Annotated in this window: 10 protein-coding genes; 8 read left to right on the top strand and 2 right to left on the bottom strand. The window is 63.4% G+C overall.

The window, feature by feature from the left end; all coding sequences use genetic code 11:
• Window positions 1-7 precede the first annotated feature (7 nt).
• The 3 genes from ACR0AO_RS19100 to ACR0AO_RS19090 are packed head-to-tail and all read left to right on the top strand — an operon-like array spanning window position 8 to window position 4,569.
• Complete coding sequence (locus ACR0AO_RS19100; RefSeq protein ID WP_480607118.1) at window positions 8-2,200, top strand: dehydrogenase E1 component subunit alpha/beta; 2,193 nt, start codon at window positions 8-10, stop codon at window positions 2,198-2,200.
• Entirely contained in the window at window positions 2,197-3,231 is a 1,035-nt protein-coding gene (locus ACR0AO_RS19095) for an ACP S-malonyltransferase (RefSeq protein WP_480607115.1), read from the top strand. Before ACR0AO_RS19100 ends, ACR0AO_RS19095 begins: the two co-directional genes overlap by 4 nt.
• Window positions 3,232-3,276: 45 nt before the next feature.
• Window positions 3,277-4,569: an NAD(P)/FAD-dependent oxidoreductase gene (locus tag ACR0AO_RS19090; protein WP_480607112.1), complete on the top strand. Its 1,293-nt coding sequence runs from the start codon at window positions 3,277-3,279 to the stop codon at window positions 4,567-4,569.
• A 5-nt stretch (window positions 4,570-4,574) separates the two neighbouring features.
• Here the strand turns inward: ACR0AO_RS19090 and ACR0AO_RS19085 are convergent, their stop codons facing one another.
• Window positions 4,575-5,477, bottom strand: a complete 903-nt coding sequence (locus ACR0AO_RS19085; protein ID WP_480607109.1) for a LysR family transcriptional regulator — start codon at window positions 5,475-5,477, stop codon at window positions 4,575-4,577.
• Window positions 5,478-5,551: 74 nt separating this feature from the next.
• Here ACR0AO_RS19085 and ACR0AO_RS19080 point away from each other — a divergent pair, with 74 nt between their 5' ends.
• The 5 genes from ACR0AO_RS19080 to ACR0AO_RS19060 all read left to right on the top strand — a co-directional run bounded on the left by ACR0AO_RS19080 (window position 5,552) and on the right by ACR0AO_RS19060 (window position 12,733).
• Complete coding sequence (locus ACR0AO_RS19080; protein ID WP_480607106.1) at window positions 5,552-8,764, top strand: reductive dehalogenase; 3,213 nt, start codon at window positions 5,552-5,554, stop codon at window positions 8,762-8,764.
• A gap of 129 nt (window positions 8,765-8,893) precedes the next feature.
• Window positions 8,894-9,754, top strand: coding sequence for an FAD binding domain-containing protein (locus ACR0AO_RS19075; protein WP_480607103.1), 861 nt, complete (start codon window positions 8,894-8,896; stop codon window positions 9,752-9,754).
• Window positions 9,755-9,757: 3 nt separating this feature from the next.
• The gene (locus tag ACR0AO_RS19070) at window positions 9,758-10,237 is read left to right on the top strand and encodes a (2Fe-2S)-binding protein (protein ID WP_480607100.1); all 480 of its coding nucleotides are present in this window, start codon (window positions 9,758-9,760) and stop codon (window positions 10,235-10,237) included.
• Complete coding sequence (locus ACR0AO_RS19065) at window positions 10,237-12,495, top strand: xanthine dehydrogenase family protein molybdopterin-binding subunit (RefSeq protein ID WP_480607098.1); 2,259 nt, start codon at window positions 10,237-10,239, stop codon at window positions 12,493-12,495. Before ACR0AO_RS19070 ends, ACR0AO_RS19065 begins: the two co-directional genes overlap by 1 nt.
• Window positions 12,488-12,733 carry a MoaD/ThiS family protein gene (locus ACR0AO_RS19060; protein WP_480607095.1) on the top strand — a complete coding sequence of 82 codons (246 nt, stop codon included), beginning with the start codon at window positions 12,488-12,490 and terminating at the stop codon, window positions 12,731-12,733. Before ACR0AO_RS19065 ends, ACR0AO_RS19060 begins: the two co-directional genes overlap by 8 nt.
• Window positions 12,734-12,860: 127 nt before the next feature.
• Here ACR0AO_RS19060 and ACR0AO_RS19055 read toward each other — a convergent pair whose 3' ends face one another.
• Window positions 12,861-13,286, bottom strand: a complete 426-nt coding sequence (locus ACR0AO_RS19055) for a phasin family protein (protein ID WP_480607092.1) — start codon at window positions 13,284-13,286, stop codon at window positions 12,861-12,863.
• Window positions 13,287-13,400 lie beyond the last annotated feature (114 nt).

Raw genomic sequence — 13,400 nt, 5'->3', positions numbered from 1 at the left:
CCGAGCCATGGACCGCGCCCAGATCGTTCACGAGAATTTCCTGACCCGTGTTGCCGCGCAAGACCTGCCTGCCGGTGCACCCCCTGCTCCGGGGCTGAGCGCGACCGAGGCGGTGTCGCTCTATCGCGCGCAGGTGCTGAGCCGGGCGCTGGATCGCACCAGCCGGGCGATGCAGAAGGCGGGGCAGGGGTTTTATACCATCGGATCTTCGGGGCATGAGGGGATGGCGGCGGTGGCGCATGCGCTGCGGCCCACGGATATCGCGTTTCTGCACTACCGCGACGCGGCGTTCCAGATTGCCCGCTCCGATCAGGTGCCGGGGCAGCAGATCGCCTGGGACATGCTGCTGAGTTTTGCGTGCTCGAAAGAGGATCCGACCTCAGGCGGGCGGCACAAGGTGCTGGGGTCCAAGTCACTGATGATCCCGCCACAGACCTCGACCATCGCCAGCCACCTGCCCAAGGCGGTGGGGGCGGCGTATTCATTGGGCGCGGCGCGCAGGCATGACCCTGAGCATCGGGAACTGCCCGCCGACGGGATCGCGATGTGTTCCTTTGGCGATGCCTCGGCCAACCACTCGACAGCGCAGGGGGCGATCAATACTGCCGGTTGGACCTCGGTGCAGTCCACGCCTCTGCCGCTGCTGTTCGTGTGTGAGGATAACGGGATCGGTATTTCGACCAAGACGCCCAAGGGCTGGATTGAGATGTCGATGGAGCACCGGCCGGGGATCAAGTATTTCCGGGCCAATGGATTGGACATCTATGAAACCCATGCGGTGGCGCGAGAGGCGGCGGAATACGTCCGTACCCGCCGCAAGCCTGCATTCCTGCATCTGAAAACCGTGCGCCTCTACGGCCATGCAGGGGCGGATGTGCCGACGACCTATCTCAGCAAATCCGAGGTCGAGGCGGATGAGGGTAACGATCCTCTGCTCCACACCGTTCGGCTGCTGGCCGAAGAGGGCGCGCTTGCACCCGATGAAGCACTGAAGATCTATGAGGATACCTGCGCCCGCACCGATCGCATCGCGGCCGAGGCGGTAATGCGCCCGCATCTGGGTGATGCCGCCGAAGTGGTGGCCAGTCTGATCCCGCCGAAACGCCCCTGCAAGCCCACCAACGGCCCCACCGCCGAGGCGCGGGCCGAAGCCTTTGGTGGTGACATGCGGGCAATGGATGACCCGCAGCCGATGAGCCGCCTGATCAACTGGACCCTGACCGATCTGATGTTGGACCATGCCGAGATCGTCTGCATGGGCGAGGATGTGGGACGCAAGGGCGGGGTCTATGGCGTGACGCAAAAGCTGCAGACGCGTTTTGGCCCCGACCGGGTGATCGACACGTTGCTGGACGAGCAGTCGATTCTGGGACTGGCCATCGGTATGGGGCATAACGGCTTTGTGCCGGTTCCCGAGATCCAGTTCCTCGCCTATCTGCATAATGCCGAGGACCAGATCAGGGGCGAGGCGGCGACGCTGCCGTTCTTCTCGAACGGGCAGTTCACCAATCCGATGGTGCTGCGGATTGCGGGGCTGGGGTACCAGAAGGGCTTTGGCGGACATTTCCACAATGACAACTCGCTGGCTGTTCTGCGCGATATTCCGGGGGTGATCATTGCCTGTCCATCGACCGGTGCGGATGCGGCGCGGATGTTGCGCGAATGCGTGCGGTTGGCGCGGGAAGAGCAGCGGGTGGTGGTGTTTCTGGAACCCATCGCGCTCTATCCCATGCGCGACTTGCACGCGCCTCAGGATGGGGAATGGATGACGACCTATCCTTCGCCCGATCAGCGGATCGCGCTGGGCGAGATCGGCATGCATGGCGACGGGACCGATCTGGCCATTGTGACGTACGGCAACGGGCACTACTTGTCGAAACAGGCGCTGCCCAAGTTGGAGGCGGCGGGCCTCAAAACCCGCATCATCGACATGCGCTGGCTGGCGCCGTTGCCAGTCGAGGCGCTGCGCGAGGCCACCAAGGACTGCAAGAATATCCTGATTGTCGATGAATGCCGCCGCACCGGCAGCCAGTCCGAGGCGCTGATGACTTTCTTCTGCGAAGAAAGTGGCGCCGCCTCGACCGCTCGTGTCGTTGCTGAGGATTGCTTCATTGCCACTGGCCCCGCCTATGCCGCTCCTCTGCCCTCCACGGCGGGTATCGTCGCCGCCGCGCTTTCTCTGACTGGAGCAAAGACATGACCCGGACCGCCGTCGTGATCTGTCCCGGACGGGGCACCTATAACAAGCCGGAACTGGGCTATCTGCACCGCCATCACGGAGCCCGGATGGAACTGTTCCACGCATTCGATGGCATCCGTGCCGAGACCGGGCAGGAGGCGGTGACGGCGCTGGATGGCGCTGCACGGTTTTCCGTTTCGAAATATTCACGCGGCGATGTGGCCTCGCCATTGATCTACGCGGCCTCGCTGGCCGATGCGCGCGTCCTGGCTGACGATATCGATGTGGTCGCGGTCACCGGCAACTCAATGGGCTGGTACATTGCACTGGCCGCTGCCGGGGCGCTGAGCGCGGAAAACGGGTTCCGGGTGGTCAACACCATGGGCACGCTGATGCAGGAGCGTTTGATCGGCGGGCAGTTGGTCTATCCCTTCACCGGCAAGGACTGGGCCGGTGATCCGGCGCGCAAGGCGGAGTTGCTGGCCCATGCTGCCCGCATCGACGCGCTGGACGGGCACGATCTGGCGCTGTCGATCGATCTGGGCGGGATGCTGGTGCTGGCGGGCAATGAAGAGGGGCTCAAGGCCTTTGAAACCTCGCAGCCTGTCGCGCAGGAGCGGTTTCCGATGCGGTTGGCCAATCACGCGGCCTTTCATACTCGCTTGCAGGCGCCGGTTGCGGCCGAAGGGCGGGCGCGTTTGTCCGCAGAGATGTTTGGCCAGCCCGACCGTCCGCTGATCGACGGGCGGGGCAAGATCTGGTGGCCGGGGGCGACCGATACCGATGCTCTTTGGGACTACACGCTGGGCCATCAGGTGACCGAACCTTATGACTTCACCCGCGCTGTGCAGACCGCCGCCCGCGAATTCGCGCCGGATCTGTTCATCGTCACCGGTCCCGGCGCGACGCTGGGCGGAGCGGTGGCGCAGTCGCTGGTACTGGCGAACTGGCGCGGCATGGCGGACAAATCCGGATTCCAGGCACGCCAGGACGAGAACCCCATGCTGATTTCCATGGGGCGCGAGGATCAAAGAGCCCTTGTCACCGGCTGACCGCTGGGGAATGGTCCCGGTTGCGATCTCCGAAAAGGGATGGATGTGCCCACAGATACAGAGAACAGCCTTTGGCGGGAAACCTGCCGCGAAAACGTCGATGCGCAGGCGCTGAGCGGGTCGCTCACCGTCGATCTGGCGGTAATCGGCGGCGGCTATACGGGTTGTTCCGCGGCGCTTCACGCGGCACGGGCGGGGGCCTCGGTCTGTCTGCTGGAAGCGCGGGAAATCGGCTATGGCGGTTCGGGACGAAATGTCGGGCTGGCCAACGCCGGTCTCTGGCTGCCGCCGGACGACATTTGCGCGCATCTGGGGGACGATGCCGGAAACAGGCTGATCGGCCTTCTGGCCGATGCGCCAGCGCAGGTATTTCGACTGATCGAGGCGCATGGTATCGATTGTGAGCCGGTCAGAAACGGAACCCTGCATTGCGCGCATTCCCCGTCCGGTTCTCGGGAATTGACCAGGCGCCATGCGCAATTGCGTGCCTCTGGCGCTCCGGTAGAAATGCTGTCAGAGGCAGAGACTCACCGAAGAACCGGCAGTGATGCGTTTCAGGGTGCTTTGTTCGACCCTCGGGCCGGCACGATCCAGCCGCTGGCCTATGTACGGGGGCTGGCGCGCGCAGCCATGGCCTCGGGTGCGCGGGTGTTCACGCAAAGCCCGGTGCATTCACTGCAGCGCGACGGAGATATGTGGCATCTGAAGACGCCGGCCGGGGCCGTGCGCGCCAGGGCGGTCATACAGGCGACCAATGCCTATCACCAGGGCCTGACCGGTACTGCGCCCGCTTATGTACCGGTCTATTATTTTCAATACGCAACCGCTCCGCTGCCCGAGAAGCTGCGCGCGGATATCCTGCCCGGCAGTGAAGGGTGCTGGGACACCGGATTGATCATGACATCTTTCCGGATGGATCGGGCCGGGCGGATGGTGATCGGGGCGATGGGCGATCTGGGGCATCCGGGCAGTTTCGTGCATCGCAACTGGATCGCGCGCAAACTGGCACAGATTTACCCGCAACTGGCCGATCAGCCGCTGACCCTTGGCTGGCACGGGCGTATCGCCATGACTTCGGATCATATCCCGAAAATCATCCGCATCGGCCCCGACGCGCTGGCAATCCATGGCTTTTCCGGCCGGGGCATCGGCCCCGGAACCGTGTTCGGAGCTTTGGCGGCGCAGAGCCTGCTGGCGGCCGATCCGTCCCTGTTGCCGGTTCCAGCGGTTTCGGAGCACCGGGAAAGCTGGGCTGGTCTGCGCCGCGCCTATTTCGAAACGGGGGCGGTTTTGACGCATCTGATCAAAGCGCGGTTGGATCGGTCAGGAAAACCTTAAGACAATCACGGCTGCAACTGTGCCGCGATCCGTTCGATCCGTTCACGCAGCCAGCGATGGGCCGGGTCACCGGTCGAGCGTTCGTGCCAGACCATGTAGATCCGCACCGGCTCGCATTCGAATGGCAACGGGGCGCAGTCCAGCGCCGCAAGCGGGCCTTTCTTCATCAGCGCCGTGTCGGTCGAAATCAGGTCGCTTCCAAGCAAAAACGGCGGGATGGCGTTGAAATGGGGCAGGGTGACCGTGGGCGGGCGGATTTGGCTTTGATCGACACCGCGCATGACAACCTTGGCGCTGCGACCATCGGCAAAGCGCACCTCGACATGTTCCGCGGCGCAATAGTCTTGCCAGCTTTTGGGCGGTTCACGCCGGCTGGCGTCGTAATAGATCATCAGCGGGCTGGTCAGCAGCCGCTTCTGAAAGATATCCGGCCCATCCGGTGGAACTGGCGTCAGCATCAACTGACAGCGGTCGTTGCGCAGGATGGTCGCGTCGGGAACGCCGGAGGGAACGAAATGCAGCCGCAGCCTGATATTGTCAGTACGCGCGGCATGCAATAGCCGGGGAAAGATCAGATCCCGCTGCAGGTCGTTTGCGGCGATCCGAAAATCCATATCCTCGGACAGCGGATCGAACGGACGGCCTTCGGTCAGGGCGCGCATCCCGTCGAGAACCCGCAGCACCGGTTCCTGCAGAGCGGTGGCGCGCTCGGTCGGCACCAACCCTTGGCCCGAGCGCACGAAGAGAGGATCGCCCAGCACCGCGCGCAATTTGGACAATGTGTGGCTGACCGCCGATTGCGTCACGCCCAGCCGGTCGGCGGCCCTGGAGACGGAATTCTCTTCGAGAATGGTCAGAAAGGTGCGCAGGACTTTGCCGTCGAGGTCGGTGAAATCGAATTTGCTCATGCCGCATATGACTAACCATGAATGGTTTTGCTGTCCAATTCCGGGTAGAGGATCGGGAGGAACAGGAGAACACGATGGGAATCCGCTTTTTCTCGGATAAGAACCGGCCGGTGCATATGGGGCAATACCCGCTTGAACGGCTGGAACGGGCGGCTGAGGCGCCGGACCTGTCCCAAGTGCCGGCGATGGCGGATCTGAGTTTCCACCGTCGGGAAACGCCGGAGAGCATCGTCAACGCGATGGGCGAGTTCCAGGCGATGCTGGACGCGATCCGGGACGGGCTTGTGAACCCGGCCACGGCAGAGATTCCCCCGCACCCGCAGGAACGCGCCAACCATCTCAAAGCATTCGGGTATTTCAACGACGCTTCGATGATGGGCTGTGGCCCGTTGCCGGGGCTAGCCCGTCTGAGCGAGCCGCGCCGGAACCCGGATATCGACCGGCTGGCCCATGCCTTGAAGACGCGGCAGACCAAGACGCTGGCCTCGGGCATCGATGTCATCATGGCGGATCTCAAGGAAAGCATGGAGGCGCAGCCGACCTCCATCGACAGCCACCGCCACGCCATCGTGTTCCTGTACGAGCACAACCGAGATCCCGAGCCTGACGAGCGCGGCGCGGACTGGATCATGGATGCGCAAGACCATCGCGCCTGCCTGTTAGCCACTGAAAATGCTGTGGTAATTGCGAACTACATCCGCCTTCTGGGCTTTGATGCGCGGGCGCACTCGGTGACTTCCACGGATGTCGATCTGGGCAAGCTGGCTGTGGCCGCCGGTCTGGTGGTGACGGAAAACGGTGCGTTGGTTGCCCCGTGGCTGGGTGCGCGGTTCGGGTTGGCGGCGGTGACCACCGAGATGGAGATCGCCCATGACCGTCCGTTGCGGTCAATGTCTGGACAACCCTGGTTCCGTACCCGGGGCCCGGTGTGGTGGCTGGGCAAGGGTTTTGCAAAAAACGCTTTGAATAAAGATCCTTACGCCGGTCGCCGCTATGTGGACGGGGCGCAGCCTTTTGAAAGGCTCAGACGTGTGGATGAGCCCACCACCTATATTGACGAGGCCAATGTGGCGCGTGTTCCGAAACGGGCGGACATGTTCGCGCGGGCGCAGTTCGGGGACATGGGCAAGGCGGTTCAGGACGGGGCCAAGGGCGGGCACTATGCGCGCAAATCCGCGCCCAGTTGCGCGCAGCGCCGCGCACTTGGCGCTTTTGTACTGCTTCAGGACGGTGAAAGCGCCGAAACGTACAAACCTGCGGACGCCGAACGCAATGCCGCCAACCTCAAGGCGGCGAGTTACTTTCTTGGCATCGACGCGGTCGGCCTCAGCCGCTGCCCCGATTGGGCCTGGTATTCCCACGACGCCACCGGCGAGGAAATCAAACCACCCCACGATCAGGCCGTCAGCATGATCATCGACCAGGGCTATGAGACGATGGAGGGCGCCAGCGGCGATGACTGGATCAGCGTCGCCCAGTCCATGCGCGCCTATCTGCGGTTCTCGCTGCTGGGCGGGGTGATTGCGCAGCAGATCCGCAATCTGGGCTACAAGGCCAAGGCGCATACGGTGATGGATGGCGAAGTGCTGCAACCACCGTTGTTGCTGTTGAGCGGGTTGGGCGAGGTCAGCCGGATCGGAGAGGTGATCCTGAACCCCTATCTCGGCCCGCGTCTGAAATCGGGCGTGGTGACCACCGACATGCCGATGGTGCATGACAGGCCCATTGATTTCGGCCTGCAGACCTTTTGCGAGGCTTGCAACAAATGCGCGCGCGAATGTCCCTCGGGCGCGATCACCGCCGGGCCCAAGCTGATGTTCAACGGCTATGAGATCTGGAAATCCGACAGCCAGAAATGCGCAACCTACCGGATCACCACGCCCGGCGGGGCGATGTGCGGGCGGTGTATGAAGACCTGCCCGTGGAACCTTGAGGGGATATTCAAGGAACGCCCGTTCCGCTGGACTGCGATGAATATCCCGCAGGCGGCCGCTGCGCTGGCGAAACTGGATGACGCCATGGGCAATGGCGGGCTGAACGACACCAAGAAATGGTGGTGGGATATCGAGTTGCAGGCGGACGGGGCCTATCGCCCCTCGGTCCACCCGCTGAACCGGCGCGATCTGCAGACGGATCTGGATCTGAAATACGAGGATCAGACGCTGGCGGTTTATCCGGCCTATCTGGCCCCGCATCCGTGGCCCTATCCCTTTGCGATGGACCGCGAGGCCGGGATCGCCGCCTATGAGGCGTTGGTGACGGCCGAGGAATACAAGGCCCGCAAGGCCGCCGGGGACTTGTCGGTGATCCACCGCTACCGGATCGCGGGGGACGCGCCGGTGATGCGGGTCGAACTGACCAAAGTCGACAGGATGACGGCGGATGTCACCAAGTATGAATTCTCGGCGCTGGATGGCGCGCCGCTGCCGGACTGGACCGCTGGCGCACATCTGGACGTGCTGGTCGCGCCCGAGTTCCTACGGCAGTATTCGATGTCCGGCGACCCGTCCGACCGCGCCACCTATCAGATCGGTGTTCTGCGCGAGGATGCGGGGCGTGGCGGCTCGGCTCTGTTGCACCGGATTTTCAGCGAGGGCCGCAAGGTGTTCGTCTCGAAACCGATCAACCATTTCGAACTGGATGAGGCCGCGGCCAAGACTTTTCTGATGGGCGGAGGCATCGGCATCACGCCGATGATTGCTTTTGCCCATCGCCTGCACGCGCTGGGCAGGCCGTTTGAGTTGCACTATTCCGCCAGCACCCGCAGCGCGGCGGGGTATCTGGACGATCTGGCGGCGGCGCCCTGGGCGGACCAGGTGCATTTTCATTTCTCGGACGAAGGCACCCGCGCCGATCTGGATGCGATCCTGTCGGGATATCAGAAGGGTTGGCACGTCTATACCTGCGGGCCGGACCGGTTCATGGATGGTGTCATGCAGGCGGCCGAACGGCAGGACTTTCCCGAAGAGGCGCGGCATCTGGAGTATTTCTCGGTCCCCGAACAGCCGGAATATGAAAACCATCCGTTCACGCTGCGTCTGGCAAGGTCGGGCCGGGACCTGACCGTGCCCGCGGACAAGGACGCGGCGCAGGTGCTGAACGAGGCCGGTATTCACGTCGATGTGAAATGCGCCGACGGCATCTGCGGCGTCTGTAAATGCGGGGTGATTTCGGGCGAAATCGAACATCGCGACTTTGTCCTGTCCAACAAGCAGCGCGAGAGCGCTCTCATCCTGTGCCAAAGCCGGGCAGCGCAACCGGACGGCGTGATCGAGATCGACCTCTGACACGAGATCGAAAAACGACATGGGATAACGAAAAAATTGGTCGCTCCGACCATGGACGTCTCTGGGGCACTGCACTAACGTCCGTGCAAATCCCCAGTGAATCCTGATCCACAGGTGCGAGGTAACTTTATGGACTATCACAGCCCCGCCAGCTTTGCCGAGGCCTCGGCTCTGGCTGCGAACGCGACGGGCATCACACGGTTTCTGGCGGGCGGCACCGATGTGCTGGTGCAGTTGCGCTCGGATCTGGTGACGCCGGATACGCTGATCGACATCAAGAAGATCGACGGTGTGCGCGACATCACCCGCAATGCCGACGGCAGCTGGACGCTGGGCGTCGCCGCCACCGGTGCCGAGATGAGCGAGCATCCCGAACTGGGCCGCGACTGGCCCGGCGTGGTCGAGGCGATGGACCTGATCGGCTCGACCCAGGTGCAGGGGCGCGCGACGCCGACGGGCAATCTGTGCAACGGCTCGCCCGCGGCCGATTCCGTGCCTGCGATGGTTGCGGCAGGTGTCACGGTTGCCGTCACCGGCCCGAACGGCACGCGCGAGGTCGCGGTCGAGGATATTCCGACCGGCCCCGGCAGAACCTCGCTGGCGAAAGGCGAACTGATCTCGGCGGTCAACATCCCGGCGCGCGGCGAAAACGGCGGCGACGCTTATCTGCGGTTTATCCCGCGCACCGAGATGGATATCGCCGTGGTCGGCGTTGGTGTGAACCTGCGTCTGGACGGCGACGTGATCACCGAGGCCCGTGTGTCGCTGGGGGCTGTTGCCCCGACCGTTGTGCTGGTCGAAGATGCGGCCCGCGCGCTGATCGGAAGCACGCTGGACGATGCGGCGCTGGATGCGCTGGCAGCGGCTGCATCCGCAGCCTGCAATCCGATCGACGACAAGCGTGGCACCATCGAATTCCGCACCGAAGTCGCCGGCGTTCTGGCCAAACGTGCGGCGAAAATCGCCTATGCCCGCGCCAAGGGAGAATGAGCCATGAGCAAGTTCCATATATCCACAACCGTGAACGGGGATGAGGTCGAGTTTCTGTGCGATCCGCGCGAAACCCTGCTGGATTGTCTGCGCGACAAGCTGAACCTGACCGGCGCCAAAGAGGGCTGCGGGACCGGCGATTGCGGCGCCTGCTCGGTGACCGTTGATGGCCGTCTGGTCTGCTCCTGCCTGATGCTGGGGGTCGAAGCCGAGGGAAAACAGATCGAAACCGTCGAGGGCATCGCCGATGGCGACGTGCTGCACCCGTTGCAGAAGAAGTTCATCGAATACGCGGCCCTGCAATGCGGTGTCTGCACGCCAGGTATCCTGGTCGCGGCCAAATCACTGCTGGAAAAGAACCCCGACCCGTCTGAGGAGGAAACCCGGTACTGGCTGGCGGGCAACCTGTGTCGCTGCACCGGGTATGACAAGATCATTCGCGCCGTGATGGATACGGCGGCTGAGATGCGGGAGGCGTCATAATGGCACTGGACGATCGCAAATCCGAGTTTAATTTCGTTGGCACCCGTCCCGATCGCCCCGACGGGCTGGACAAGGTGACGGGCCGGGCCAAGTTCGGTGCCGATGCACATGCGCCGGGGATGCTGCACGGGGCCATCCTGCGCTCGCCCCACGCGCATGCGCGGATCGTGAAGATCGACACGTCGAAGGCCGAGGCGCTGAAGGACGTCAAGGCGGTGGTGACGCGCGCCGATTTCTCGGACAAGCTGGAATTCAAGCCCGGTCTGGAAGGCGAATTCTGGAACGTGCTGGAAAACGTCATGGCAGGCGACAAGGCACTCTATGACGGGCACGCGGTGGCGGCAGTGGCCGCGACCTCGGCGCTGGCGGCGCGCGATGCGCTCAAGCTGATCGAGGTCGAGTACGAGGTGTTGCCCCACGTAACGGATGTCGACAAGGCGATGGCCCCCGACGCCCCGGTGATCCGCGAAGGTGCTGCGGATTATTCCGTGCCTGCGGGCATGCACCCGAACGTGGTGCGCTGTCACGAAAGCGGCCATGGCGATGTCGAGGCGGGCTTTGCCGAGGCCGATCTGGTGGTGGAAGATCATTTCGAAACAGAGGCCACCCATCAGGGCTATATCGAACCGCATGCCTGTCTGGCGTCGCTGGGTGCCGACGGCAAGGGCGAGCTGTGGTGCTGCACGCAGGGCCACTGGTACGTACAGAAACATTGCGCGGCCCTGCTGGGGATCGAGACGGCTCAGCTGCGGGTCACCGCCTCCGAGATCGGCGGCGGGTTCGGCGGCAAGACCACCGTGTTCATCGAGCCGGTGGCGCTGGCGCTGAGCCGCAAGGCCAATCGCCCGGTCAAGCTGGTGATGGCCCGGTCCGAGGTGTTCCGGGCCACCGGGCCGACCTCGTCGGCGTCGATGGACATCAAGATCGGCATGAAAAAGGATGGCACCATTACTGCGGCGCAAGGCATCTTCCGCCTGCAGGGTGGCGCTTTTCCCGGCGCACCGGCGGAGTTTTCCGCGATGTGCGCCTTTGCCCCATACAACCTGAAAAACGTCAGGCAGGTCGGGTATGACGTGATGGCCAACCGCCCGAAACAGGCGGCCTATCGCGCGCCGGGCGCGCCGATGGGCGCGTTTGCGGTGGAATCGGTCATTGACGAGATGTGCAATCAACTGGGCCTTGATCCGGTCGACGTCCGCCTGAAAAACGCATCGCACGAAGGGACGAAGGCGAATTTCGGCCCGCGCTATGAACGGATCGGACTGGTGGAAACGCTGGAGGCCGCCAAGGCGCATCCGCATTATTCGGCGCCGCTGAAGCCGGGGCAGGGGCGCGGGATCGCTTGTGGCTTCTGGTTCAACCATGGCGGCGAGACCAGCGTGTCACTGGCGCTGTCCGAGGATGGTTCGGCCCAGGTGATGGTGGGTACGCCCGATATCGGCGGCTCGCGCGCCTCGATGGCGCTAATGGCGGCCGAAGTGCTGGGCATTCCTTACGAGAACATCCGGGTCACCGTCGCCGACACCGCGACGCTGGGCTATAACGATGTCAGCCACGGCAGCCGCGTGACCTATGCGTCGGGGCTGGCCACCATCAAGGCGGCACGCAACGCGGTTGCGAAGCTGTGCGAACGCGCGGCGGCCAAATGGGGCATTCCGACCGATGCGGTGAAATGGGAAGACGGCTGTGCGGTGCCTTCGGGTCCCAACGCGGGCGATTTCGATCCGCTGCCGCTGGCCGAGATCACCGCCGACATGGGCGCGACGGGAGGGCCGATCTCGGGCCATTTCGAAGCCACACCCGAGGGCGCGGGTGTGTCGTTCGGCACCCATATCGTCGATGCCGAGGTCGATCCCGAGACCGGCAGGACCAGCGTCACCCGTTACACCGTCATTCAGGACGCGGGCAAGGCGATCCACCCCACCTATGTCGAAGGCCAGTATCAGGGCGGCGCCGCACAGGGCATCGGCTGGGCGTTGAACGAGGAATATATCTATGGCGAGGACGGGCGGCTGCAGAACTCGATCTTTCTCGACTATCGTATTCCGGTCGCGTCCGACCTGCCGATGATCGACACGGTCATCGTCGAAGTGCCCAATCCGGGTCATCCGTTCGGTGTGCGAGGCGTCGGCGAGACGGGCATCGTGCCGCCACTGGCGGCCATCGCCAATGCGGTGTCGAACGCGGCGGGCGTGCGGATGCGCCGGCTGCCGATGTCGCCGCCGCGCATTCTGGCGGCGCTCAAGGACCATGGTTGAGGTCAACCTCTGGTCTGGCCTCCGGTCTTTGACCGGGGGCCGGCAGGTGGTCGAGGTCGAGGCCGCCGATACCGGTGAGCTGCTGCGCGAACTGGTCCGGGCCTATCCCGCGCTGCGAGGCCCCATCGATGCCGGTGTGTCCGTGGCGATCAATGGACGGATCATCGCCGGCGGGTTGACCGAACCGATTCCCGACGGGGCGGAAGTTTACCTGATGCAGCGGCTTCGGGGTGGATAACAGGTAACTAACGCACGAAATAAATGCGGAACCACCCCTGCCTGCATACGGATCGCAACGGGCGCATGTTGTTTGACGGTCCGCCGCCGCCGGTCATCTCGCCACAGCTCAGGATATCCGTCTGCACTCAGAGCGGGACGTCGTCATAGCCGCGCGATTGACGGAACGGTGCATCACTGATGGATTCTTCCGTGGCCCTGGACATCATCGTGTAGAGGCGCGCCGCCTCGTCGGCGTACTGCTCCATGGCGGTTTTGAGAAATTCCGACTGAACTTTCATCAGTTCGACCGGCGTCTTGCACTCCAGCAACGCCATTTGCGTTTCAAAGTCCTGTTGCAGGCGGTCCGTCACGAACCGTGTGCTTTCGGACAGGACTTGCAGCCAAGCTTTGGCGGCGGCCTGATTGACACCCATCACGCCGTAATTCATCGCAGGCGTGGCTGGTTTCAAGTTGGCGTCTGTCTTCTTCGGATTTCCCATGACCCTTGCTCCTGTACCGGGCGCGATATTGCCCTGTTTCATCGTGGCGCGCGAAACCTGATGATTGTTCATAGCCTGTTTCCGCTCGCCAGTCCTTGATCTGGATCGTTCCCGACCATGATTGTCGCTGCCATGACTGCCCGCTGGTGTTCGGCTATAAATCACATCGCCTTCTACAAGTTTGAG

Source organism: Ruegeria sp. AF8 (assembly GCF_056541825.1).
This window is presented reverse-complemented; position numbering and strand designations above follow the sequence as displayed.

What these genes read in the sequence shown, in the direction of transcription:
- ACR0AO_RS19100 (WP_480607118.1), top strand. Translation starts at nt 8, where the DNA reads ATGGACCGCGCCCAGATCGTTCACGAGAATTTCCTGACCCGTGTTGCC.
- ACR0AO_RS19095 (WP_480607115.1), top strand. Translation starts at nt 2,197, where the DNA reads ATGACCCGGACCGCCGTCGTGATCTGTCCCGGACGGGGCACCTATAAC.
- ACR0AO_RS19085 (WP_480607109.1), bottom strand. Translation starts at nt 5,477, where the DNA reads ATGAGCAAATTCGATTTCACCGACCTCGACGGCAAAGTCCTGCGCACC.
- ACR0AO_RS19080 (WP_480607106.1), top strand. Translation starts at nt 5,552, where the DNA reads ATGGGAATCCGCTTTTTCTCGGATAAGAACCGGCCGGTGCATATGGGG.
- ACR0AO_RS19075 (WP_480607103.1), top strand. Translation starts at nt 8,894, where the DNA reads ATGGACTATCACAGCCCCGCCAGCTTTGCCGAGGCCTCGGCTCTGGCT.
- ACR0AO_RS19070 (WP_480607100.1), top strand. Translation starts at nt 9,758, where the DNA reads ATGAGCAAGTTCCATATATCCACAACCGTGAACGGGGATGAGGTCGAG.
- ACR0AO_RS19065 (WP_480607098.1), top strand. Translation starts at nt 10,237, where the DNA reads ATGGCACTGGACGATCGCAAATCCGAGTTTAATTTCGTTGGCACCCGT.
- ACR0AO_RS19060 (WP_480607095.1), top strand. Translation starts at nt 12,488, where the DNA reads ATGGTTGAGGTCAACCTCTGGTCTGGCCTCCGGTCTTTGACCGGGGGC.
- ACR0AO_RS19055 (WP_480607092.1), bottom strand. Translation starts at nt 13,286, where the DNA reads ATGAACAATCATCAGGTTTCGCGCGCCACGATGAAACAGGGCAATATC.